Source organism: Halobacteroides halobius DSM 5150 (genome assembly GCF_000328625.1).
Taxonomy (GTDB): Bacteria; Bacillota; Halanaerobiia; order Halobacteroidales; family Halobacteroidaceae; genus Halobacteroides; species Halobacteroides halobius.
In genome coordinates this window covers 98,040-124,079 of the sequence record NC_019978.1, presented here as the reverse complement: position 1 = coordinate 124,079, position 26,040 = coordinate 98,040, and the positions used below count along the sequence as shown (strand labels likewise).

At 32.4% G+C, this 26,040-nt stretch carries 21 protein-coding genes; 1 reads left to right on the top strand and 20 read right to left on the bottom strand.

What is annotated here, in order from left to right:
- Window positions 1-43: 43 nt before the first annotated feature.
- From HALHA_RS00595 to HALHA_RS00560, 8 genes are all read right to left on the bottom strand, one after another.
- Complete coding sequence (locus tag HALHA_RS00595; protein WP_015325864.1) at window positions 44-1,012, bottom strand: sugar phosphate isomerase/epimerase family protein; 969 nt, start codon at window positions 1,010-1,012, stop codon at window positions 44-46.
- Window positions 1,013-1,073: 61 nt separating this feature from the next.
- Window positions 1,074-2,105 (bottom strand): Gfo/Idh/MocA family protein, encoded by a 1,032-nt coding sequence (locus HALHA_RS00590; protein ID WP_015325863.1) that lies wholly within the window; start codon window positions 2,103-2,105, stop codon window positions 1,074-1,076.
- Between the two features lie 160 nt (window positions 2,106-2,265).
- A complete protein-coding gene (locus HALHA_RS00585; RefSeq protein WP_015325862.1) occupies window positions 2,266-3,246 on the bottom strand; it encodes a LacI family DNA-binding transcriptional regulator in 981 nt (326 codons plus the stop codon).
- 73 nt (window positions 3,247-3,319) lie between these two features.
- Window positions 3,320-4,999 carry a glycoside hydrolase family 13 protein gene (locus HALHA_RS00580; RefSeq protein ID WP_015325861.1) on the bottom strand — a complete coding sequence of 560 codons (1,680 nt, stop codon included), beginning with the start codon at window positions 4,997-4,999 and terminating at the stop codon, window positions 3,320-3,322.
- A gap of 105 nt (window positions 5,000-5,104) precedes the next feature.
- On the bottom strand, window positions 5,105-5,989 hold the full coding sequence (locus tag HALHA_RS00575; protein ID WP_015325860.1) for a carbohydrate ABC transporter permease: 885 nt from the start codon (window positions 5,987-5,989) through the stop codon (window positions 5,105-5,107).
- Window positions 5,989-6,834, bottom strand: coding sequence for a carbohydrate ABC transporter permease (locus tag HALHA_RS00570; RefSeq protein WP_425402045.1), 846 nt, complete (start codon window positions 6,832-6,834; stop codon window positions 5,989-5,991). Before HALHA_RS00570 ends, HALHA_RS00575 begins: the two co-directional genes overlap by 1 nt.
- 120 nt (window positions 6,835-6,954) lie before the next feature.
- Complete coding sequence (locus tag HALHA_RS00565; protein WP_015325858.1) at window positions 6,955-8,205, bottom strand: ABC transporter substrate-binding protein; 1,251 nt, start codon at window positions 8,203-8,205, stop codon at window positions 6,955-6,957.
- A 166-nt stretch (window positions 8,206-8,371) separates the two neighbouring features.
- On the bottom strand, window positions 8,372-10,087 hold the full coding sequence (locus HALHA_RS00560; protein ID WP_015325857.1) for a phospho-sugar mutase: 1,716 nt from the start codon (window positions 10,085-10,087) through the stop codon (window positions 8,372-8,374).
- Window positions 10,088-10,327: 240 nt separating this feature from the next.
- On the opposite strand from HALHA_RS00560, the gene crcB reads away from it, so the two are divergent.
- Window positions 10,328-10,702, top strand: coding sequence for a fluoride efflux transporter CrcB (gene crcB / locus HALHA_RS00555; protein ID WP_015325856.1), 375 nt, complete (start codon window positions 10,328-10,330; stop codon window positions 10,700-10,702).
- A gap of 28 nt (window positions 10,703-10,730) precedes the next feature.
- Here the strand turns inward: crcB and HALHA_RS00550 are convergent, their stop codons facing one another.
- From HALHA_RS00550 to HALHA_RS00495, 12 genes are all read right to left on the bottom strand, one after another.
- Window positions 10,731-11,885: a D-alanyl-D-alanine carboxypeptidase family protein gene (locus tag HALHA_RS00550; protein WP_015325855.1), complete on the bottom strand. Its 1,155-nt coding sequence runs from the start codon at window positions 11,883-11,885 to the stop codon at window positions 10,731-10,733.
- A gap of 14 nt (window positions 11,886-11,899) precedes the next feature.
- Window positions 11,900-13,339, bottom strand: coding sequence for a bifunctional methyltransferase/pyrophosphohydrolase YabN (gene yabN, locus HALHA_RS00545; RefSeq protein ID WP_015325854.1), 1,440 nt, complete (start codon window positions 13,337-13,339; stop codon window positions 11,900-11,902).
- 1 nt (window position 13,340) lies between these two features.
- On the bottom strand, window positions 13,341-14,945 hold the full coding sequence (locus tag HALHA_RS00540) for a putative polysaccharide biosynthesis protein (protein ID WP_015325853.1): 1,605 nt from the start codon (window positions 14,943-14,945) through the stop codon (window positions 13,341-13,343).
- Window positions 14,946-15,068: 123 nt separating this feature from the next.
- Window positions 15,069-15,623: a stage V sporulation protein T gene (gene spoVT, locus HALHA_RS00535; RefSeq protein ID WP_015325852.1), complete on the bottom strand. Its 555-nt coding sequence runs from the start codon at window positions 15,621-15,623 to the stop codon at window positions 15,069-15,071.
- Between the two features lie 184 nt (window positions 15,624-15,807).
- Window positions 15,808-19,290, bottom strand: coding sequence for a transcription-repair coupling factor (gene mfd, locus HALHA_RS00530; protein ID WP_015325851.1), 3,483 nt, complete (start codon window positions 19,288-19,290; stop codon window positions 15,808-15,810).
- A 101-nt stretch (window positions 19,291-19,391) separates the two neighbouring features.
- Window positions 19,392-19,616 carry an anti-sigma-F factor Fin family protein gene (locus HALHA_RS00525; RefSeq protein ID WP_015325850.1) on the bottom strand — a complete coding sequence of 75 codons (225 nt, stop codon included), beginning with the start codon at window positions 19,614-19,616 and terminating at the stop codon, window positions 19,392-19,394.
- Window positions 19,617-19,712: 96 nt separating this feature from the next.
- Window positions 19,713-20,270 carry an aminoacyl-tRNA hydrolase gene (pth, locus tag HALHA_RS00520; RefSeq protein WP_015325849.1) on the bottom strand — a complete coding sequence of 186 codons (558 nt, stop codon included), beginning with the start codon at window positions 20,268-20,270 and terminating at the stop codon, window positions 19,713-19,715.
- Window positions 20,271-20,354: 84 nt separating this feature from the next.
- Complete coding sequence (locus HALHA_RS00515; RefSeq protein WP_015325848.1) at window positions 20,355-21,011, bottom strand: 50S ribosomal protein L25; 657 nt, start codon at window positions 21,009-21,011, stop codon at window positions 20,355-20,357.
- Window positions 21,012-21,072: 61 nt separating this feature from the next.
- Window positions 21,073-22,020: a ribose-phosphate diphosphokinase gene (locus HALHA_RS00510; RefSeq protein WP_015325847.1), complete on the bottom strand. Its 948-nt coding sequence runs from the start codon at window positions 22,018-22,020 to the stop codon at window positions 21,073-21,075.
- 21 nt (window positions 22,021-22,041) lie between these two features.
- Window positions 22,042-23,388 (bottom strand): bifunctional UDP-N-acetylglucosamine diphosphorylase/glucosamine-1-phosphate N-acetyltransferase GlmU, encoded by a 1,347-nt coding sequence (gene glmU, locus HALHA_RS00505; protein ID WP_015325846.1) that lies wholly within the window; start codon window positions 23,386-23,388, stop codon window positions 22,042-22,044.
- A complete protein-coding gene (locus HALHA_RS00500) occupies window positions 23,388-24,242 on the bottom strand; it encodes a hypothetical protein (RefSeq protein ID WP_015325845.1) in 855 nt (284 codons plus the stop codon). The genes glmU and HALHA_RS00500 overlap by 1 nt, the downstream gene beginning before the upstream one ends.
- A gap of 155 nt (window positions 24,243-24,397) precedes the next feature.
- Complete coding sequence (locus tag HALHA_RS00495) at window positions 24,398-25,960, bottom strand: N-acyl-D-amino-acid deacylase family protein (protein WP_015325844.1); 1,563 nt, start codon at window positions 25,958-25,960, stop codon at window positions 24,398-24,400.
- Window positions 25,961-26,040 lie beyond the last annotated feature (80 nt).

Below are 26,040 nucleotides of genomic sequence, written 5' to 3'. Positions count from 1 at the left end.
TGTAAAAAACATTAGATTATTGGTATAAAGTTTAGACTTAGAATTAATCAGTCCACCAAGGATTAACAGGTTCTTCATATAGTAAAGATTCCTTTAATACTTGAGCAGCTTTAGTTAATCCTTCATCTACAGATGCTAAAGCATCTTCATGTTCAATGCTTAATACATAATCATAACCAGTCATCCTTAAAGCACTTACAATATCTTTCCAGTACTTAATACCATTACCATAACCTAAACTTCTAAAAGCCCACGATCTCTCAGCCACCTCTCCTAAATTAGTTGTATCTAAAACACCATTTACAGGACATCTAACTGGATTAATAGCTGTATCTTTAGCATGGAAATGATAAATTGCTCCTTTAAGCTCATGAATAGCTTTTACAGGTTCAATTCCCTGCCAGATTAAATGGCTTGGATCAAAGTTGGCCCCTATTACATCACCCACAGCTTCTCTTAATTTTAATAATGTCGCAGGATTATAAACAACAAAACCAGGATGCATTTCAAAAGCTAACTTAATTCCATGTTCTTGGGCAAACTTACCTTGTTCTTTCCAATAAGGAATTACTTTTTCTTCCCATTGCCATTCTAAAGCCTCTGCATAATCATTTGGCCAAGTATAAGTAATCCAATTAGGACGTTTTGCATCTTCACTACCACCTGGACAACCAGAAAATAAATTAACTACAGGTACTTCTAACTTTTCTGCTAATAAAACAGTCTTTCTAAATACTTCATGATCTGCTTCTGCTTTTTCTGGTACAGGATGTAAGGGATTACCATGACAACTTAAACCACTAATAATTAAGTCTCTATCCTCAAAAGCAGCTTTAAATTCTTCTAACTTAGCTTCATCATTTAATAATTCATCTGGTTTACAATGAAAATTACCTGGTGAGCAACCAGTTCCAATTTCAACAGCATCTAAACCTAATTCAACTACTTTATCTAACATTTCTGCTAAAGATAGACTATCTCCAAATACAGGATTAAAAACACCAGCTTTCATCTATTATTCCCCCTCTGTTTTGTTAATTAATAATTACATTTACAATGTTAACGATAAATTACTATAGCTTAATAATTGTTTTCTCATTAGCAGCTTCTAACCCAGCCAAGATCACTTTAAGAGATTTGTACCCTTCTTCACCAGAAATAGCAGGCTTTTTATCACGTTTAATATGATCAACAAAATAATCAATGACCCCACTACTTAAACTCTGGCCATCATCATCATTACTTTGCATCCCCACTACACGATGTACCTCTTCTGTGCCATTAGCATATTTAATAATAACTGGCTCAGCAGATTCTGGACTTCCTAACTTCATAATCCCCTTCGTTCCATAAATTACTGTACTATTATCCTCTTCAGCAGTATAAGTCCAACTAGCTGATAAGTTCCCTAGTACACCATCTTCCATGCGCAAAATAAAAACTGCATTATCATCTACATCCCCATCTTTAACTAATGTATCATAAAAAGCACCTACTTCAGTTACTTCCTTATCTAATAACCATCTCATTAAATCAGCTTTATGTACTCCTAAATCTCCTAAAGCACCAATAAAAGCTTCATCTTTTCTAAAGAACCAGCTATCTTCGCCATCAGCACTCCAATCATCCGGCCCAGGATGCCCAAAAGTAGTCTTAAAAGAAGTAATCTGACCTAATTTTCCTTGCTCAATAATTTCTTTAGCTTTCTGGTGAATAGGCATTAATCTTTGGTTATGGCCAACCATTAAGAAAACATCATTCTCCTTAGCAGCTTCAATCATATCCTTAGATTCTTCTTCTGAAGTTGCTAAAGGCTTCTCACATAAAACATGCTTACCAGATTTAGCTGCAGCGATAGAAACAGGCGCGTGTAAATAATTTGGTGTACAAACACTTACTGCATCTATTTCTTTATCCTTTACCAATTCCTTATAATCAGTATACACCTTAGCATTTGTTAGTTCATACTTATTAACAAACTTTTCTGCTCTTTGTTCTACAATATCACACAGAGCTACTACCTCTACATCCTTATTAGCTATATATTCTGGAATATGACGATATTCTGCAATAGAACCACAACCAACAACTCCTACTTTCAACATTATAACTCCTCCTTGTTATATTTTTTATAAACTATTTTTACTATTAATAAGAACATTAGTTGAAACGCTTCCACTATAATTATACCAAAGATAACTCTTTTTACAAATTAAATAACTTTAAATTTCCAATTATAAAATAGCTACACTATATTTTTTATCTCTAACAAGAATTTCTAATAACTAATTTAGGTTCTATCTTCTTTTTTATTAAATCATCTTGCTTAGAATAGATTAATTTGGCCAAAGTCTCAATTCCTAACTCCCCCATTTTAAACATAGGCTGACTAACAGTTGTTAAATCTAAATAACGAGCTAATTCAATATTATCATAGCCAATTAAAGCAAAACCATCTGGTACAGACAAACCTTCCTCCTTAATTGCTTCTAGGGCACCAACTGCTTGATCATCAGAAGCAGCAAAAATAGCTGTTGGTCTCTCCTCTACATCAAGTATTTTCTTCATTGATTGATATCCTGATTCAACAGTAAAATCACCCTCCTGTAATAACTGCTCATCAAATTCTAAACCTGCTTCTGCAAAAGCAATTTTTACTCCCTCTAATCTCTGTTTTCCATGATTACTTTCTAACGGCCCATCAAAAAAGGCAATTCTTTGGTGACCTAATTCTATTAAATAGCTAATAGCTTTTTTTACTCCAGCGATGTCATCAACAAAAATGGAGTTTACATCCTGTTGATAATCATCTACTAAGACCAAGGGTAAATCTAATTCTTTAAACTTGTTAACTTCTTCTTTAGTTAAATCAAGGGTAATAGCTAATACCCCGTCTACCTTTCTCCCTTGTAAAACCCGGTTAATATGCTTATCCTTTTCTTCTTTATCAACCTTAAATAATACTAGATCTAAATCAAATTGATTTAATCCAGCCTGGACACCCCTTAAAACTTCTACAAAGAAATGATCAATAAAAGAAGGCACCATAACTCCAATAGCATTTGTTCTCTGTAAGGCTAAACCTCTAGCCATTCCATTAGGATAATAATTTAATTCTTTAATTACCTTTAATACCTTATTTCGGGTTTCATCACTAACTTTTTCACTATTATTTAAGACTCTAGATACAGTTCCTATTCCAACTTCAGCAGCTTCTGCTACATCATAAATCGTTGTTTTACTCATTGTTTACCTACCTTTTTAATTGTTTATTTATACCTTCAATCCACACATTATCACCAATTTTAACTGTATTTACTTAACTTAATTTATAAACTCTAGCTTCATAAGGTCTGAGGTCTATTTCTGAAATTTGTTCTTCATTAACTTCATAATTACTAATTAATAATTCCTTACTAGCAAAATTAATATTATCTGATAACTCAAATTTTACTTCTTTTGCAAAGAAATTAAGGATTACTAACAATCGTTGACCATTATAATTTCTTAAATAAGCATAAATATTCTCATCATCTTCTAATAATAATTGATAATTACCATAAACAAATACCGGGTTCTCTTTTCTAAGTTTAATTAACTTTTGATAATAATAAAAGATAGAATCTGGATTATCCAAAGCATTCTCTACATTTATCTCTTTATAATTAGGATTAAGTTTAATCCAGGGCTTACCATCAGTAAATCCAGCGTTTTCACTATTATCCCAGTGCATTGGCGTTCTAGCATTATCTCTACCTTTAGCATAGATTGCTTCCATTACTTCTTCTCGGTCTTTATTACCTTCAACTACTCTCTCTTGGTACATATTTAAAGTTTCTATATCTTCATAATCAGTAATAGAATCAAACTCTACATTAGTCATTCCAATCTCTTCCCCTTGATAAATATAAGGAGTTCCTTGTAAAGTATGATTCATAGTAGCCAACATTTTAGCAGATTCAACTCGATACTTATCATCATCTCCAAAACGAGAGACTGGTCGTGGTTGATCATGATTATTTAAATACAAACTATTCCAACCTTGATTTTCTAATCCAATCTGCCATTTACTTATAATATTCTTAAGTTCAGTTAACTTCCAATCTGCTAGATCCCATTTGCCACCTTCACCAGAATCAATATCCATTAGTTCAAACTGAAAGACCATATCAAGCTCCTTGCGCTCTTTTGCTACATATTTAATCCCTTGTTTAGGCGTTACACCTGGAGTCTCTCCTACTGTCATAATGTCATATTTAGATAAAACCTCTTGGTTCATCTCCTGTAAATAATCATGAACTTTTGGCCCATTTAAGAAATATTCTCCGCCAGAAGCATAACCATCTTCTCCTACTTCCTCTCCATCTGGTAAACCTTCTACTTTAGAAATCATATTAATAACATCCATTCGAAAACCATCAATTCCTTTTTCTAACCACCAAGTCATCATCTTGTATATTTCTTGTCTTAAATTAGGATTTTTCCAGTTTAGATCAGGCTGTTTGCTACTAAATAGATGTAAATAATATTCATCTGTCTGTTCATCATAGTCCCAAGCTGAGCCACTAAAATGTGAACGCCAATTATTAGGCGGGGCACCATCTTCTCCAGGACGCCAAATATAATAATCTCGGTAAAGATTGTCTTTTGATTTGCGAGACTCAACAAACCATTTATGTTCATCAGAAGTATGATTAACTACTAAATCCATAATTAATTTAATTCCTCTATCATGAAGTGCTTCTAATAGCTCTTCCCAGTCCATCATTGTACCAAACTCATCCATAATTGCTTGATAATCACTAATATCATAACCATTATCATCATTAGGTGATTCATAGACTGGATTTAACCAGACTACATCTATGCCTAACTTATCTAAATAATCTACTTTCTCAATAACTCCTCTTAAATCACCAATCCCATCTCCATTTGAATCATTAAAACTTCTTGGATAAATTTGATAGACTACTGCTTCCTTCCACCATTTTTTATTCATAATCTACCTCCTAGATTATAATATTATTACTCTTATTTGATTCTAATTCTTTTTTTATTAACCTTTATCTTTCATTATATCAAGTTTCTTATACTTATAAAGCTCTTATTCCTTAATTGAACCTCTCATTACTCCACCAATGATCCATTTTTGTGCAAATATATATAGCAAAAGCATTGGGATTAATGCTAATAAATACGAAGCAAAAGCTAAATTATAATTAGTACTAAATTGTGATTGAAATACATGCTGAACTAATGGTAAAGTCATAGAACTACGATCACTTAATATAACCAAAGGAAGCATAAAGTCATTCCAAGCCCAAAGTCCAGTTAAAATGGCAACTGTAGCATTGACTGGTTTTAATAGTGGAAAAATAATTTTCCAAAAAATCTGCCAAGTGTTAGCTCCATCAATAATTGCAGCTTCTTCTATAGTTCTAGGAATTGATTTAATATACCCTATATAAATAAAAATATTAAGTGATAATCCATAAACAATATACAAAATAATTAAACCAGGGATATTATCCAATCCAAATAAACTCATCTCTTTTACAATTGGTAACATAATAATTGGAAAAGGAATGAACATAGCACTAATAAAATAATAATACAGAAGTTTAAAAAACTTCTTATCCATATTCCTACCAATAGCATAGGCTACCATAGAATTAGTAAATAAAGTAAAAACCACTGCTGGAATAGTAACTAAACTACTATTTGTTAAGCTTCTAAAATAATGGGTCATTTCTATTGCTTTAGCAAAGTTCTCCCAATGAAAACCTAAAGGCAGTGCTAAAAGTGATTGAGCCATCTCTTGGGGTGTCTTCAAAGCTACAGTTACAGTTAAGTACAATGGAAACAAAATAAAAAGAGCTCCCATTATCAATAATATGGTTACTAACCAATTGATATCTTCTCTAGAAGAATCATTGTGTAATTCTTTGACTACATCATCTTTATTAGTTATTACTCCCTCTTGTGCCATTATAACTCCACCTCCCGTTCTTGTAAAACCTTAAGCTGAAATAACGAAACAATCAAAATAATAATAAAATAAACTACTGCATTGGCTGTCTGATAAGCAAACTCTCCCCCTTGAAATCCACCATGATAAATTAATAAAGAAATAGATTCAGTAGCCAATCCAGGTCCTCCACCAGTTAAAGCCATAACATGGTCAAAAACCATTAAAAAATTCTTTAAAGCCAATACCATATTAACAGTAAAGAAAGGAGCTATTAATGGAAAAGTAATATGTTTAAACCGTCCCCAACTACCTGCCCCATCAATGCTTGCAGCATCATATAAATTTTTAGGTATTGTCTGTAAACCTGCTAAATATAAAACAACATGAAAAGCACTTGATTGCCAAACGGCAAGAATAACTACTCCAATCCAAGCTAAATCTGGATTCCCTAGAATACTTTTAGTAAGCATTCCTATTCCTAATGAGCTTGCAATATCTGGTAAGAAATAAGTGAAAATATACTTAAATACATAACCTACGATTAAAATGCTTAAAATATGGGGCAAGAAATATATCGCCCGTAAAGTAGTTTTAAACTTAATCTTAGAATTAAGACCAATAGCAACTAATAGTCCTATTGTATTTACTAAAATAGTAGATACAATTGCAAATTTAAAAGTAAAAATGTAAGAATGCCAAATTCGTGGATCCTTAAATAAATTGATATAATTTTTTAATCCGACAAAATCATAATTGCCAAATCCACGCCAATTAGTGAAACTATAATAAACACCTTGCAAAGCAGGGAAGGTATGAAATATAAAAAATAATATCAAAGCTGGAATGGTCATATAATAAAACATTCTTGAATTTCTTTTTATCACAATTATCACCTCTGCTAAGAATTAATTTATTATAGACTTCTTACCGAGTCCTTATTTTATTATATTATTTTAATCCCAGTAAGAAGACTACTAGTTAAATTATCTAGCTTGTACTCTATTCCAAGCTTTATCTAACCTCTCTAAAAAGGAATCAATATTACCATTCAACAGAAATTTCTGTATTAGTCTAGGCACTTGCATCCCTGCTGGATAATAGTGATCAGGGAACGGAGCAAGTTGACCAGTCTCAAAGTATTCTTTAAGGTCAACAAGTTGCGGATCCTTTTGATATACTCCCTTTACAGCAGAAAAAAGTTTTTCTTGATTAATATAATATTGGGTGTTCTCTTGTTTAATTAAAAAATGAATAAACTCTTTAGCTGCTTTGGCCCTCCTATCAGATAATTGACTAGACATTGTTAATACTGTATCAACACCTGAAACAAGTTTGTTCTTACTAGCATCATTAACAGCAGGTAAGGCAAATGCACCAATTTTGATATTTGGATTAGCTTTTTTGATAGAACTAATCGCCCAAATTCCTTGTAAATACATTACAGATTTTCCTTTAGCAAATGCTTTATTTCCTGCATTATACCCTTTTCCAAAGATATCTTGCTGTCCATAATCAAGTAAAGAATATATTCGTTTAGCAACTTTTTGGTATCTTGCTTGAAAAGTAGTTTCTCCAGCTTTTCGCTGGTCAATAAAATTTTCTCCTTGTAAATTAGCAGCAAGTGAATTCCAAGGAATCATCGCTGTCCAAGCATCTTTAAATGTTAAATAAAAAGGAATTTCTCCTGCTTGCTCAATTTTTTTTGCTGTAGCAATTAACTCATTCCAAGTTTTAGGAATTTCTAAACCTAGTTTTTTAAATTTAGTCTTATTATAAAGAATTGTATTTGCATTTGCTGAATAAGGAATCCCATAATTTTTATTTCCTTCATGTAAGTTTTTAGTCATCTCTAAATAAGCTGGTTGAATATTTTTAAGCTGTGGGTCATCAGAAAAATTAGCCAAAATGCCTGCTTCTGCTATCTGACCATAAGTAAAATTAGCACCTAATCCCATAATAGCTGGAATATCATTTTTAGCTAATCGTGTCTTTAAGACTGTTTCAGCACTAGGAACATTATTTTGTTTAATATCAATCTTAGGATGGCTCTTTTCGAATTTTTTAATTAGCTGGTTATAAGTATCAACCGCCTCTTGTTTATTTTGAAAGAATTCAAGTGTGATTTTACCATTACTTTTTTGGTCATTACCAAAGATCCACCAAGCTGAGGAAGTAGTTGTTACTACCAAGACTAATGTGAGTACTAACCCGAAAAGCCAAATGTTTTTTTTCATTATACCACTCCTTAATTTTATTTGGAAGCACTTCCGAAGAATGCAAAAAAATAATTGGAACCGCTTCTATAAATATTATAGACTAATTAAATTCATTTTTCAACACATTTTTTACTACTTTCAAAAATTATACAGGAGCTAACTATTATAGCTAGCTCCTTAAAAATTATTCAACTAAATTCATTACTGATTCTTTAACTGCATTTAATTTTTCTTCTGCTGCTTCGTCACTATCAGCTGTAACTGAGAAATAAAATTTAATTTTAGGTTCAGTACCAGAAGGTCTAACTGTTACTAAACTATCATCCGCAAGCTCAAACTGAAGCACATTAGATTCTGGTAAATCAAGTTTACTTTCTGCTCCACTTTCTAAATCATAACTTTTTCTTGCTAAATAATCCTTCTTCACTACTACTTCTTCCCCGTTAATTTCTGTTGGACTATTTTCTCTTAAATCAGCTAATATAGCATTAATTTTTTCTTGGCCCTCTTTTCCAGGCATTCTAATTGCTTCTAAATCTGCTTTGTAATAACCATACTCTTCATACATTCTCATTAGTTCTTCATATAAAGAACTACCTTGAGATTCATAATAAGCTGCCATTTCAGCAATTAACATTGTTGCTACTATGGCATCTTTATCTCGAGCATGAGTTCCATATAAATAACCATAACTTTCTTCAAAACCAAAGATATACTTTTTATCGTATTTACCAGCCTTGAATTCTTTAATTTTTTCACCAATATACTTAAAACCAGTTAAAGTATTCATCACATCAATATTATACTTATTAGCAATTGGATTAATCATCTCAGTAGTTACAATAGTCTTAATGATCGTTCCGTTCTCTGGAATTGAAGCTAAATTTTCAAGTATATATTCTGATAATAAAACTCCTACCTGATTACCATTTAAGAAATTCCATTCACCACTAGTATCTTTAACAGCAATCCCAACTCGATCTGCATCAGGATCATTAGCCATAATCAAATCTGCATTCTCTTCTTCTGCTAAATCCATTGCTAAATCAAATACTGCTGGTTCTTCTGGATTGGGATAGTCTACAGTTGAAAAATCAGGATCTGGTTCTTCCTGTTCTGCAACTACATGTACATTCTCAAAACCTAATTCATCTAAAATTCGCTGAACAGGAATATTTCCTGCCCCATGAAGTGGTGTATAAACAATATCAAAATCATTAGAGACTTTCTTTATGATTTCTTCGTTAAGTGATAAATTTTTTAGGGTTTCAATATACTCATCATCCATCCTAGGTGCAATAATTTCAAATAAACCTGCTTGCTTAGCTTCCTCTTTTGATATTATCTCGACTTTAGAAAAATCATTAATTGCATTAACTTCAGAAATAATCCCTTCATCATGTGGTGCAACAATTTGTGCTCCATCATTCCAATAAACCTTATATCCGTTATATTCAGGTGGGTTATGACTTGCTGTTACCATAATTCCAGCTGTAGTATTTAACTCTCTAACTGCATAAGAAAGTTCTGGAGTTGGTCTTAGATCATCAAATAAGTAAGCTTTAATTCCATTAGCTGCTAATACTAAAGCAGCCGCAGTAGCAAATTGACGAGATTTATGTCTATTATCATGAGAGATAGCAACACCTTTAGACTTATCTCCTTCTTTAGCTATGTAGTTAGCCAAACCTTGTGTAGCCTTTCTAATAGTATACTTATTGACTCGATTAGTACCAGCACCAATAATTCCTCTCATACCACCTGTTCCAAAGTCTAAATCAGTATAAAATCTTTCTTCAATTTCCTCTTCATCATTAGAAATTTTCTCTAATTCTTCTTTTGTTTCTTGATCAAAATAATCATTTTCTAACCACTTTTCATATTTTTCTTTGTAATTCATAAACTTATCCCTCCATTTATTATATTCCATTTATTGTTATTCAAGACTTATTAAATAATTCCTATTGAATTTGCTAAATAATTTCAAATTTATCTTAACTCTTCTTTTAGTTTAATCCTTTATTTAAGTTTACATTCATCTGCTAAAAAACAATTGTTAAAAGTATTATTATAAGATTTGATTGCAACTAAAAAAGAATTAATATATAATCGTAATAAGTTAATTAAAAGGAGAGATAAAATGTTTAAACTCATTAATATTGGTTTAGGTGGCTTTTTAGGAGCTATCGGGAGATACCTAATTACATTAAAAGTAAACAAGAATCTTAATCTAAATTTCCCTGCTGGAACTTTAGTAGTAAATTTAATTGGTTGTTTTCTATTAGGTTTTATTGCTACTATAACCAAAGAAAAGGAATTATTTCACCCTACTTTTAGAACAGCAATTACTACTGGATTTTTAGGAGCTTTAACTACTTTTTCAACTTTTACTTATAAAACAATCGGCCTTTTAGACAAAGAAAGTACTTTTTTAGCAGCTAGTAATATCATAATCAGCCTTGTCTTAGGCTTATTTGTAGCTTGGATAGGAATTAATACTGCTAAATTAATATAAAAAAGCAGGGGTAACCCCCTGCCTAAAATCATTTTAAAAAACCTAGTACAAAATCTTGTAACCATCTAAGTACCAAAACAAACCAGCTAGCCTGCTTTATCTCTTTAGTTGTTACTAGATTTACTGTACCTAACTCCTTATCTTGTTGAAGAAAGACTAATCTGCCTACTACTTGTCCTTTTTTTACTGGAGCTTGTAAGTTTTTAGAAATCTCTATCTTTCTTTTGATTTGATTTTTACTTCCTTTTTTAATAATTACTGATAACTTATTAGCTGTTTCTACTGTTACTGTTAATTCTTTTCCTTGGTTAACTGGTAACTTTTTAATCTTTACTTTAGAATTAATCAATCTAACTTTATGAAAAGCTCTAAAACCATAATTTAATAAATCTGCAGTTTCATCTACTCGAGCTTCTTCACTATCTGTCCCCATAACTACTGTGATTAAACGTCTTCCATTTCTTTTAGCCGTTCCCACCAAACAATAACCAGCTTCTGGCGTCCAACCTGTCTTTAAACCATCAGCTCCTGGATAATGCCCTATTAAATCATTAGTCGTATATAGTGGTAAAGTACCATTTTTAATTTTATCCACTCGATTATCTGACCACTTTAGAATCTGACTATGATTAGTAATTAATTCTCGCACCATAACTGCAATATCACGAGCACTAGAATAATGACCTCCTCCTGCTACTGGGAGTCCAGTTGGATTCATAAAATGAGTATTTTTTAGTCCTAACTGCTTTGCTTTTTGATTCATCATCTGAACAAAGTTTTGTTCTGTACCACCAATATATTGTGCTACAGCTACAGCAGCATCATTAGCCGAAGGAATAAGAATTGCTTTTATCAGACCTTTCAGTGAGAATATTTCTCCAGTTGATAACCAGAGCTGAGATCCACCCATTGATTCTGCTAATGGAGTGATTTCTACTTGATCTTTTAAATCTACTGCTCCACTATCAACAGCTTCCATAGTTAATAATAGTGTCATAGTTTTAGTAATACTAGCTGGTGGCAACTCTAAACTAGGTCGTTGACTAAATAAAATCTGTCCACTTTGGGCATCCATTAAAACTGCCGATTTAGCCTTAATAGCATAATCACTAGCCTGAGCAACCATCGGTACTAACATTACTAACATAAGACATAAAAATGTTAACTTTTTTAATTTTGACATAACCTTTCCTCCTATTATTTCAATTCTTTCTTAGCTTCTTGCCATAAATCATCTAGCTGAGATAAAGAATAATGGTTTAACTCTTGGCCCTTTTCTTGCACCTTATCTTCTAGATAGGCAAAACGATTTTTAAATTTCTGGATTGTCTTTCTTAAGCTTGTTTCTGCATCAATCTCTAAAAATCGTGCTACATTAACTAAAGAAAATATTAAATCTCCTAACTCCTCTTCAATATTATCTGAATTATTATTATTCAAAGCTACTTCAAACTCTTCTAGTTCCTCTTTTACTTTATTTAAAGCACCTGTAAGCTCGGGCCAATCAAAACCTACTTTAGCAGCTTTTTCTTGTATCTTTTGGGCCTGTAATAAAGAAGGTAACTGAGTAGGGATATCATCCAATAAATGATCAATTTTCTTTGCCTTTTCTTTTGCTTTAATTTCTTCCCAATTATCCATCACATCCGATGCATCTTCAACCTCTAAGTTACCAAAAACATGAGGATGTCTGCGTACCATCTTCTCTACAATATTAGAAATAACATTTCTAATTGTAAACTTACCTTCTTCTTTAGCTATTTGTGCTTGAAATACTACCTGTAATAATAAATCACCTAATTCATCAGCCAAACCAAAATAATCTTCCTCTTCAATCCGTTCGATTACTTCATACGTCTCTTCAATTAAATATTTCTTTAAAGATTGATAATCTTGTTTGATATCCCAAGGACAACCCTGATCACTTCTTAAGATTTCCATAATTTCTACTAACCTATTAAACTCTTGGGAGTTATCTTTATCAATAGGTAGATAAACAGAAGTTAAGTGATCAATCCATTCTAACCGATCTAATTTATATAATGGCACTTCTACTATTTTTTCTTCTTCTAATCCTACACCACGTAACACTTTAATTTTAAACTCATCAGGATAGACTTCCATTAACTTCAGTTTAACCTCAGAAGCAATAGCTTGGTTATAGACCTGACTAATTATTGTATCAACTCTTGGATTTAAGTCCCTACTAGAAAACTTTAACCCATCAATTACTTTAACACCTTTAATTGGATCTAAATTCAAGCTAGTAAATATAGTATCCAAAAAACTTGGCCCGGCTAATATTTGATATTCTGATGCGTCTAATTGATCAATAATTAGCTGCACAGATTCTTCTGCTACTAAAGGGTGACCAGGTAGCGCATACACAACATCTTTCTCGGTACTAGCTACAGAAACTACTTGATTGGCAATCTCCTGATAAATTTGAGTAAACTGATTAGCCTGTTGATATAAATAATCAAATGATTCAAAGTCAATACCTTCTGCAACTAAATCTTTAGCAGCTGGATGTACTTCAGTCCTAAGAAAAACTCTATCCGCCTCTTGTAATCTTTGATAAACCTCTAAAGTTACTAATTTTAAATCCCCTGCTCCTAAACCGACTATCTGTAACATCTTATCCCCTCACTAATCCTAATTTATCTAACTTAGAAGCTAATTTAGAACCTATTTTAGGTAATAATTCTAAGTCCTGTTTAGTTAGACCACCATTAAATAATAAAATCATTCCATAACTAATAGCTCCTATTAAAACTGCTGTTAAAGTAGTTATTATCTTTATATCTACTAAATGACTTAAAGAATAATATGTAAGATAAACAATCATTGACATAATAATACTACTATATAAAGGCTTAATAATTAAATTATAATAATCAAAATCAGGTTTAATAATCTTAAAAACTGCAATAATATTTAGTATAGCAGCTAAAGTAAATCCTGTTACAGTCCCAATTGCTGCTCCTCTAATACCTAACTGAGGCATGGCAGTCAAAAAATAATTTAAACCTGCATTAGCTATGACTCCTAAAAAAAGATTTCTCGCTGGCAATTTAGGATGATTAAAGCCTTGTAAAATACTAGAAGTAACTTGTTGTAGACTAACCGAGACTACCCCTAAAGCTACATAACGTAATGAAATAGCCGCTTGAGCAACACCAAAGATCATAACACATAATGGCCTAGCTAAAATAAATAACCCTAAGGAAGCAGGAATTGATAAATATAATGCTAGCTTAAATGCTTTAGCTATTCTATTTTTTACTAGCTTGTCCTCTTTTAAAGTAGCTGCTTCAGAAATAGCAGGCACTAAGTTTACTGCTAAGGAAGCTGCTATTACAGTAGGAAATCTAACCAATGTCATAGCCATACCATTAAATTGACCATATAAGCTCGTCGCTTGATTAAGAGTAAAACCAGCTACTATTAAACGTCGAGTAATCATTGAAGCATCTACTAATCTCATTAATGGTAAAATTAAAGCCCCAATTGTTACGGGAAGTGCCAAAGAAAATATTTTCACCAAAATATCCTTTAAATTGGGTAATTCAACATCCTTGACTTTTTGCTCAGTTGCAGTTTGAGGCTTATAACGATAATAAATAATTAGTATAGTTATTAATCCACCAATTGAACCCCAAAAAGCTCCTGAAGCAGCACCTGCTGCTGCTAATTCTACACCATACGGTAATAATAAGTAAGCTAAAAGGATCATTGTTGTCATTCTAATCAATTGTTCTATTACCTGAGAAATACCAGTAGGTTTCATCTTTCTTAAACCTTGAAAGTAACCACGGTAAGTAGCCATAATAGAAACAATAAAAATAGCAGGGGCAATAGCGATAATTGAATAATAAACTTTAATATCAGCTAGTAAATAACGAGCAATAGGTTTAGCTAGTATAACTATAGTTACAGATGCTACTAACCCAAAAATAAAGCTTACTCTTAAAGCTATTCTAAATATATAATCAGCTATGTAATCCTTTCCTTCTGCTCTCTTTTCAGAAACCAACTTAGAAATAGCCACTGGAATTCCGACAATGGAAATAGTTAAAATTAATGTATAAACAGGATAAGCTTTTTCATATAATCCTAGACCAACTCCACCAATCATTCGGGCCAAAAAAGCCTTATATATAAATCCTAAAAATTTACTAATAAAAGCTGCTACAGCTAAAATAACTGTTCCCTGTAATAAAGAGTTTTTCTGATCACTCAATAATTATCTTCCTTCCTTAATATAAAATAGCCCCCTATCTATTAACGATATCAAAAATCTAATTGTTAGTCCAGCCTCATTTTACTTAAAAATAAAAGGTGAGCTAAATAGCTCACCAGGGTTTTAATCTTCCATCTGTTTAGCTAAAAAACCAGCAGCAGTATCTGCTAACTTAATTTCTAAGTCTCCCATAGAGGATCCCTCTTGATAAGAAGCTAAAGCTACAACTCCAATAGACTCACCTTGAGAAACAATAGGTACTAATACTTGAGCTGTAAAATCTGCCTCATCTTCGCCATAGATGCCATCACAAAAGATTTCTTCCGACCTTTCATTAATTATTTTAATTTCTTGATTCTCCATAACTGTTTTAGCTAAATTACTAGCTGGTTTATCAATAAATTTTTTCTTTTTACTTCCAGCTACTGCCACAACAGCATCTTTATCTAAAACACAAGCAATATTACCCGTTACTTCTGCAAGAGAATCTACATATTCTTGAGCAAATTCTCCTAATTCTCCAATAGGAGAATATTTTTTCAAAATTACTTCTCCATCACGGTCAACAAAAATCTCTAAAGGCTCACCTTCTCTAATTCTCATTGTTCTGCGAATCTCTTTTGGAATTACTACTCTACCTAAATCATCTATCCGCCTTACAATTCCTGTTGCTTTCATCTGGTTAACCTCCTTTAAAAATATTCATTTTAGGGGACCTTAGATTTATTAATTTATCCTACTAATAACTAACTTAATTACAATGGATGTATTTTAAGCTATTAATTTCCCCTGTCTTCCAATCTGTTTCATTATTAGTATATAATTAAAATTAAAATTTTATTCTTTAAGATTACAATTAATGTTAAAAATTAGGAGTTAAACAAGCCAAAATATCTAATAATAAATTAATCTTTTGCTTATCTTCTAAATCTTTACTCTTAACTTCTAATTTAGGTTGTTTACTAGCTACTACTCGTATACCAGAAAATTGTTGTCCTAACTTTAAAAAGTCTGCTCCTTCTAACTTACAATCAGCACTGAAAATTAATTTTACTTTATCATTTTTCTCTGTTATCTCTTCTACCAATAACTTCCGGGCCAAGATTCTTAACTTAGTTAATTTCAATAACCTCTTTACTGCTGGAGGTAACTTACCGAATCTATCCTGTAATTGATTAACTAATTCAGTTTGTTCCTCTAAAGTACTAATAGTTTTTATCTCTTTATAAACCTCAATTTTTTGTTTAGAATCAGCAATATAATCAGCCGGAAGATACGCATCAACCTTCAGTTCCATCTTAACTTTTCTTTCTGCTTCTTCTTTATTTTGCAATTTCTTAATAGCTGTCTCTAACAACTTACAATATAATGAAAAACCAACGGCTTCAATATGTCCATGCTGCTCTGGCCCTAGAATATTCCCAGCTCCTCTAATCTCTAAATCACGCATAGCAATTTTAAATCCGGATCCTAAGCTAGTGAATTCTTTAATAGCTTTAAGTCTTTTTTCTGCTATCTCCGATAAAATCCGACCTTGGTCGTATAATAAATAAGCATACGCAATCCGGTTACTTCTACCTACTCGTCCTCGTAATTGATATAATTGGGCCAAGCCCATCTTATCAGCTTGATTAATAATAATCGTATTTACATTCGGAATATCCATACCTGTTTCAATAATTGTAGTAGAGACCAAAATATCAAAATTCCCTTCTAAAAAGTCAAGCATTAGTCTCTCTAATCTCTTTTCATTCATCTGACCATGAGCTACTGCAATTTCAGCTTGAGGTACTAAGCTTTGCATTTGGCTTGCTACTTCTTTAATATCCTTAACTCGATTATGAACTACATAAATCTGTCCATCCCGATTTAATTCTTTAACTAATGCATCTTTAACCAACTCATCTTTATACTCCCCTACATAGGTCCTAATTGGATACCTATTTTTAGGGGCTGTTTCAATCACACTGATATCTCTAATACCTACTAAAGACATATGTAAAGTTCTAGGAATAGGAGTAGCTGTTAAAGTTAAAATATCAATATTTTCTTTGATTCCTTTTAATTTTTCCTTCTGAGTGACTCCAAATCTTTGTTCCTCATCAACAACCACCAATCCTAAATTATTAAATTTTATATCCTGAGATAATAGCCTATGTGTTCCTATAATAATATCTGTTCTGCCTGCTTCTAAATCTTCTATTATTTTCTGTTGTTCTTTAGCAGTTCTAAACCTACTTAACATACTAACATTAACCGGATACTCACTGAATCTATCTATTAGGTTATTCCAATGTTGCTGCGCTAAAATGGTTGTAGGAACCAAAAAAGCTACCTGCTTTCCATCCATTACAGCCTTAAACATTGCTCTAATAGCTACTTCCGTTTTACCATAACCAACATCTCCACATAGTAATCTATCCATAGGCTGTTCAGATTCCATATCAGCTTTAACCTCTTCAATCGCTTTTAACTGGTCAGGTGTCTCTTGATAAGGAAAAGCTGCCTCAAAATCTACCTGCCACTCAGTATCTTTACTAAAAGCATACCCGGTAGCCATCTCCCGTTTGGCATACAACTCCAATAAATCTTCAGCCATCTCTTCTACTGATTTTTTTACTCGGGCTTTGGCCTTGGCCCAATTATCACTATCTAATTTATGCAATTTAGGCTCATTATCATCCATTCCTACATACTTTCCAATTAAATCTACTTGATCAGTTGGGATATATAATTTATCATCCCCAGCATACTTAACCACTAAATAATCTTCACTATTACCTTGTACCTCTAAAGTTTTAATCCCTAAATACTTTCCAATCCCATGATTCTCATGGACAACATAATTCCCTTCATTAAGCTCTGTAAAAGAAGATATCTTACTACCTTGATCAAAATTTTTAGCTCTCTTGCGTTGCCGTTTAGCTTGTTTAAACAATTCACTTGTAGTATAAAATAAAAATTTAGCCTCTGGGAAAATAAATCCTTTGCTTAAATTACTGACTGTTAAAATAATGTTATTAGAGTTTATCTGCTCTTTAATTTCTTCTATAACGACTGCTGTTAGATTATCTTCCTGTAACTTTTTTTGTAATCTATTAGCCTGCTTTAAATTAGAAAGTCCAATTATAATTTGGTAATCCTGCTTCCTATACTTTTTCAATTGATCAACTAATAAATCTAGTTGGCCATGTAATGATTCTAAATTTTGTGCAGTAAGATTAAGGTCAAATTGAGAAGTTATATCTTCTAGCTTCTTCTTAGTAGGCGATAAATATAATTTTGGATTTTGATCTGTAAAAAATAAATCATTAAATTCTACAAAATAATCTTGATAACTAGGTAATACCTTTCCTTGGTTTAAAAGGTTATTATATCTTTCTTGAATGCTATTTAAATAAGTAATAGCCTGTTGTTTAATTTGTAGCCAGTTATCACAGACAATTAACCCACTTACATAATCAAGTAAAGTGGCAGACTGATAAAAATAACTTAAATACTGCCTCTTTTCCACAATATCAACCTGTTCGTCTAAAAATTCTAGATCCTGCTTAATTATTTTTTTTAGTTGCTCTTCTTGTTCACCACTCAATTCTTTTAATCTAGTATCCAGATCAGCCTGAATATCTTTTATACCTTCTTTTAAATTAGAAGGAAAAATAAATTCAGTAGCTGGAGTAATCATAATGCTATCTAATTGAGAAGTAGAACGCTGATTAGCCACTTCAAACTGACGGATCGATTCAACTTGATCACCAAATAGTTCAATTCTTACTGGTAGATTTATAGTGTAAGAATAAATATCTATTATACCGCCTCTAATACTAAATTGGCCCCTGGTTTGTACTTGTTCAACTCGCTGATAACCACTTTGCCTTAACTTAGAAATAAGATCATCAGTAGATAATTTCTGGCCTGGATGAATCCGAAATACTTTATCTTGATATATCTGAGCAGGCATAATAACCTCTAATAGTGCTTGAATTGGAGCAATAATTACCCTTGGTTCCTTTGTTATAGCTGCTTCTAAAGCACTCAATCTCTCTAATTTAATTGTTTCTTCAATTTCTAATGGCTCATGTGGTAAAATCTCAAGTTGAGAAAATAACATTACTTGATTGGGTTCTAGTAACCTAACTAAATCTTCATAAATAGTATCTGCTCGTTGGTCATTTGCCGTAACAATTAATATATCATCTTCTAATTGCAAATATAAATTAGCCAAAAAGAAGTTCTTCCCACTACCCTCTAAGCCAATTAATTCTCCACTTTGAGCCCTTTGGTAATATGATTCTAACTTATTTAATTTTTCTCCTTGTAAAACTGTTAATAAATTATCCCCCATCCTCATCTACTCCTTTCAGGGAGTTTTAAATAAACTTCCCTGTTAAATCTTCTTTATTCTAAAAGCTAAAAAAGGCCTTAGATTAACCAAGGCCTTTAATTCTAATGTATTTGTGTATTATAAAGAGTTTGATTTGCTGCATAATCCTGAGCACATTCATCACAAACTACATTGACATAAGTATTATCCTCTTCTACTTCAATTATATCCTCTCGCTCTTCAGCAGTCAAGACATTGAATCCTAATGCTTCATCATCTATCTCTCCTGGTACAGCTAATTGATCAATTACTTTTTGGCATTGGGGGCATCTATAAACTAAGTTCATTACTAACCCTCCTTAGCAAGTTTATTCTGATTTCTCTTATTATTTTCACCTATCAATGCTTAAATATACAAAAAAACCTGAGAAAAATTCCCAGGCTTAGTTATACTGATTCATTACTAATTGTATATCATCTTGCTCTAGATATAATTTTAAAGCATCTACGGCTTCATCTAAGGCCTGATCAATTTTAGACCACTCTTCAGTCTCAAATTGATCTAGTACATAATCAACAACTGACATCTGTTTAGGGCGACCAATTCCAACTCGCAAACGAGGAAACTCTTTAGTCCCTAATCCAGCAAAAATAGATTTAATACCATTATGCCCTCCATGACCTCCTGTAGGTCTAACTCTAATTCGACCAGGAGCTAAATCTAAATCATCATAAACTATTACTATATCCTTAGGGTCAATATCATAATAATCACTTATCTTTTTAACTGCTTGTCCACTCTTATTCATAAATGTCTGGGGTTTAGCTAAAATAATAGTTTCACCATTAACTCTAATTTTTTCTATCATTGCTTTATGTTCTTCTCTATTAATTTCTGTGTGATAGTTTTTAGCTAATCTATCAAGTGCCATAAACCCTGCATTATGTCGAGTGGATTGATACTTGATACCAGGATTACCCAATCCAACAATTAATTTCATAGCACACCTCCAACTACTCCAAATAAAACTTAAGTAATCTAAAAAAGCGCAATCTAAAAAGATTGCGCTTTGGTCATTAATTTATTACTCTTCTAACTCTTCTTCTAATTCTTCATCTTCATCTTCTTCACCAATAACTTCTGGCTCTTCTAATTCTTCTTCTTCTGTTTCTTCACCTGGTTCATCTAAGTCTAACTCATCAGGAAGAACAACAGTAGCTATTGTTTCTTGTGGACTACTTACAATTTCAAGCTCATCTTCTAATTCAATATCATCTACACTTAAAGATTGTCCAATTTTAAGCTCAGAAACATCAACTACAACCTTGTCTGGAATATCAGCAGGTAAACATTCAACCTCAAGCTTTCTAAGTAGTTGCTCTAAAACCCCACCTTCCTGTTGACCAGCTGCAGGACCATCAAGTTCTACTCTCACTTCAATTGTAACAGGCTCATCAAGAGAAATATGATGTAAATCAACATGAACTAGATTACCTTTGATTACATCACGTTGAACATCCTTAACCATTACTGGTTGCGTAGTTCCATCATTTAACTCTAAATCAATAATTTGATTTCCACCTATTACCTTATTAACTTTTTTCTCATTTAGTTTTACACTAACTGATTCTCTGTCTTTACCATAAAGTACGCCCGGCACTAATCCGTTTTCTCTTAGCCGACGAGCAACACCTGAACCAGTTTTTTCTCTTATTTCAGCATCAAGTTGCAAACGTTCCATCAATACCCTCTCCTTTTACAGTTTTTCATAAATTATATTATAACATCTTTAAATCGAACTATCAACGAAATAACACACTTACTGATAAATCATCATAAATTCTCTTAATTGCATTAGCTACTAATGAAGATACTGATAAAGTGGTTATCTTATCTAATTGTTTTTCCTCTGGTAATGGAATAGTATCAGTAACCACTAATTCACTAATAGGAGATTCTTTAATTCTATCAATCGCTGGACCAGAAAATAAAGGATGAGTACAAGTTGCAAAAATTTCTTTTGCTCCTTTTTCTTTCAAAGCACTAGCAGCATTAGTAATTGTTCCAGCAGTATCAATCATATCATCAACTAAGATTACATTCTTATCTTTTACATCTCCAATAATATTCATAATTTCAGATACATTAGCCTCTGGTCGTCTTTTATCAATAATAGCTATAGAAGTATTTAACCTTTCTGAAAAATCTCTGGCTCGCTTAACTCCACCAATATCCGGTGCTACTACAATTAAATCGTCCATTTCCTTTTGAGCAAAATAATCTCCTAAAATTGGAGCTCCTCTTAAATTATCTACTGGTAAATCAAAGAAACCTTGAATTTGGCGGGCATGAAGGTCAATAGCTACTACCCTATCGGCTCCTGCTTTAGTAATTAAATTAGCTACTAATTTTGCAGTAATTGGGTCTCGAGCCTTAGCTTTTCTGTCCTGTCGAGCATAACCATAATATGGAACTACAGCAGTAACTACCTCAGCTGATGCCCTCTTTAAAGCATCAATCATAGTTAAAAGTTCCATTAAACTTTCATTAACTGGGGGACAAGTTGGTTGAATGACAAAAACATGATCTCCTCTAATGCTTTCATCAATCTCAACACCAATTTCACCATCACTAAATCGATTAACTTTTGCACTAACTAGCTCAGTATCTAAATCATTACATATCCGCTTAGCTAGCTGTACATTTGCATTCCCTGCAATAACTTTTAAATTCATCCCACTTGATGTCATTAATACAAACCTCCTACTAATCTAATTATCATCCTTTGGCTTAGCTGGAACTCCTATTACTGTTTGATCTGTTTCAACATCTTTGGTGACTACTGCTCCGGCCCCAGTGGCAGCATTATCACCTACTCTAATTGGAGCTACTAGAGTTGTATCACTTCCTATAAATGTATTATCACCAATAACTGTCTTATGCTTATCTTGACCATCATAATTTGCAGTAATACTTCCAGCTCCAACATTAGTCTTTTCTCCAATGGTTGTATCTCCAATATAACTCAAATGCGGAACTTTCGTCTTATCTCCTATTTCTGATTGTTTAACTTCAACAAAATCTCCTATTTTAGCATCTCTTCCTACTTTAGTGCCTGGTCTTAAGTAAGCATAAGGGCCAATAACTGTTCCTGCTCCAATTTGACTATCAACTACTGTAGAAGCTTCAATCTCTACCCTATTACCAATAATAGAATCTTTGATTCTATTGCGAGGGCCAACTATTACTTCTTCACCTATCTTAGTATCTCCTTCTAAAAATGTAAAAGGATAAATAATACTATCCCTGCCAATTTCAACCCCACTATCTATATAAGTATTCTGAGGGTCAATAATTGTCACTCCTTGCTGCAAATGTTTATTACATACTCTAGTTCTTAAGATTGATTCAGCCTTTGCTAAATGAACTTTAGTATTAACTCCAACAGTTTCCTCTCGATCCTTTGCTACTACTGCTGTAACATTCTTCTCTTGCTTGGCTAATACACCAGCCACATCTGTTAAATAATACTCCCCTTGCTCATTATTAGGAGTTATCTCTTCTAAAGCCTCCCATAATAATTGACTATCAAAACAACAAATTCCTGTATTAATCTCTTTAATCTTAGCCTCATCAACAGTAGTATCTTTATCTTCTACAATTTTTACTACCTGACCTGATTGATTACGTACAATTCTACCATAACCACTCGGGTCATCTATTTTAGCAGTTAAAATTGTTGCAGCTGCATCTTCTTGTTGATGCTTAGTTACTAATTCATCTAAAGTATTAGCTGTTAATAATGGAGTATCCCCATACATTACTAATACTGTTCCTTCAAAATCAGATAATCTATCTTCAGTTTGCATTACTGCATGGCCAGTTCCTAGCTGTTCCTCTTGCATCACAAATTGTAAATCACCTTTAGTCTTAGCCTCAACTTGATTAGACTTATAACCTACAACTACAATATTATGTATAGGATTTAACTTATCAGCAGTATCAACTGCATGCTGAACCATACTTTTACCGGCTACTTTATGTAATACTTTAGGCAAATCGGACTTCATCCTTGTTCCTTTTCCAGCAGCCAAAGTAATTATTGCTAATTCTGACATCATTCATCCCCCTTTAAAGAAAGCGATCGAAAATCAATTAACTCCCAAGCATCAGATTTTATAATTTGATTTATCTTCATTTTAGACTCAACTTCTGGTACTTTACCAGTCATAAAATACTCTCTAGCATAAATAGGATAAATAGCATCTCTTAATCCATATTTAACAAATAAATTTAATTCCTGATAAGCATTAAATAGACCTACTGTTCCATCAGAAAATATTTTTTCAATAATTTGGTCCAAACTTGCTCCACCAATAATATTAGCTACATTACTATTTCTAACCATCTGTAAAGTATCATCATAATTATGTAAAACAGGTAATTTATTATCATAACCTTTTTCTAATACATTAATGTCACAATTAAAATTATGTCCAACAAAAATATCAGGCTTAATATCTTTAATAATCCCCTTTAGGATATCAATTCCTTCTTTAATTTTTACTGCTGGGGCCAAATCACAATTAGTAAAGATAAGACCTACTTGCCAATCTTCTCCATCATAAGCTGCGTATTGAATAGAATCTAAATCACTCCATAAATATTCAGTATCTACACACATAATTGTTTTTGCTTCTGGAGCATTACTTAAATCAGTGCTAAACTTAGGGTCCGTTAAGCGTTGATAGGTTTTATCTAACTCTCTTAATTGGCGTAAGATTTTTGAATCCTTATTTTTAATCTTTAGGACTTTAGCAATTTGGTCTAAAGAAGCATTTTTAAAATCAGATTCAGTGGGAAATTTGTTAATCATACGCTTCAATCGCTTACCTCGACCTAAAATAACAGCTAATTTATGTTCATATAACTCAATATTATATAAGTCATCTGTATCCAAATATATTTTCATAATGGCCCCTTCCCTCCATTGAATTAAAGAGCCAATATCCTCTTAATTATTAAAAAATCAAAGTAAAACCATCTAAATCACATGTATTATAACAAACACTTATTGTTAAGTCAAAATTATTGTATCCAAGCTAGATATTAATCATACTTCATTTGTTATAATTTATTTTTTAATACTCTCCCAGAATTATTAGAAACTTGTCTTCCTTCCTTTATAACTAACTCTCCATTAATGATTACATATTTAATTCCTTGAGCGTATTGATGAGGGTATTGGTAATTTGCTTTATCTTTAATTTTCTTTAAATCAAAAATAACTACATCAGCATATAAATCAGGGGCCAACTGACCACGATTTAACCCCAACTTTTTAGCAGCTAGATACGTCATTTTTTTTATTGCTTCCTCTAATGACAAGACTCCTCCTTTAACATACTTATTTATAACTCGAGGAAAAGTGCCATATGTTCTAGGATGACAGTGATTATCTGCTAAAATAGTATCCTTGACTCTAGATGTAGCATCTGTACCAATCATACTAAATTTAGCCTGTAAAACTTGGATTAAATCATCTTCTGCAAGAGAAAATCTAATCATAGCTACATCTAATTTTTCCGCTATTAGTAAATCAACTGCTACCTGAGCTGGTACTTTACCTTTACGTTTAGCAATCTTAGCAATCGTTAATCCTTCCCACTCTTTGTAGTTTTTAGCCTCTGCAATCATAATCTTATCCCAGCCATCCTTTTTGGCCCTTTCTTGGTTTAAATAAGTAATTATTTCTTTTTGGTACTTCTTAATCTTTATGATTACCTCATCTTTACTACCTCCAAATACCCAATCCGGTAATAAAGAACTAAGACCTGTAGAAATAGCTAAATAAGGATATAAATCACAACTAATATCTATCCCTTCTGCTCTAGCTTCTTCAAGCAAAGCTAAACTTTTCTTTACCTTACCCCAATTATTTCTACCAATAGCTTTATGATGAGAAATCTGGACTCTAACTCCTGCCTGTTGACCAATAGTTATTGCTTCTTTAACTGCTTCTAGCAAGCAATCCCCTTCATCTCTAAGATGACTAGTATAAAGTCCATTATAATCTGCTACTATTTTAGCTAACTCAATCAGTTCTTTCATACTCGCATAACTAGATGGTGGGTAAACTAAGCCTGTTGATAAACCATAAGCCCCCTCTTTTAAAGCTTGCTCTAATAATTGTTTCATTTTTTTTAATTCACATGCTTTAGCTTTTCGCTTAGCATAACCTATAACACCTTTTCTTAGTAAACCATGACCTACTAAACTAGCAATATTAACTCCTATTCCTTGCTGGGATAACTGGTTTAAATACCCCTCCATATCATACCAGGATAAAGCTAAGTTATAATCATCTAGCTCATTTTCAACTTCTGATAGAACATGCTTATAAACTGGAGCTAAAGAAGAACCACAGTTTCCAACTACTTCAGTGGTAATCCCCTGATAAACTTTACTACTAGCTCTAGAATCAACAAGAATAGCTAACTCCCCATGCGAATGAATATCTATAAATCCAGGTGCTACAATTAATCCTTGAGCATCAATAACTTCTTTCGCTGAACTAGTAATAGAACCCACCTGAATAATCTTTCCCGCTTGAATCCCAATATCGCCCTTAAATTTAGATCGCCCAGTACCATCAACTACTAATCCTTGCTTAATCAATATATCTAACATAATTATCCCCCTCTCGGAAATATATATGCTGAGAGGGGACTTTTTATAAAATATTACTTAAAAATCCCACCTGAAGTAGT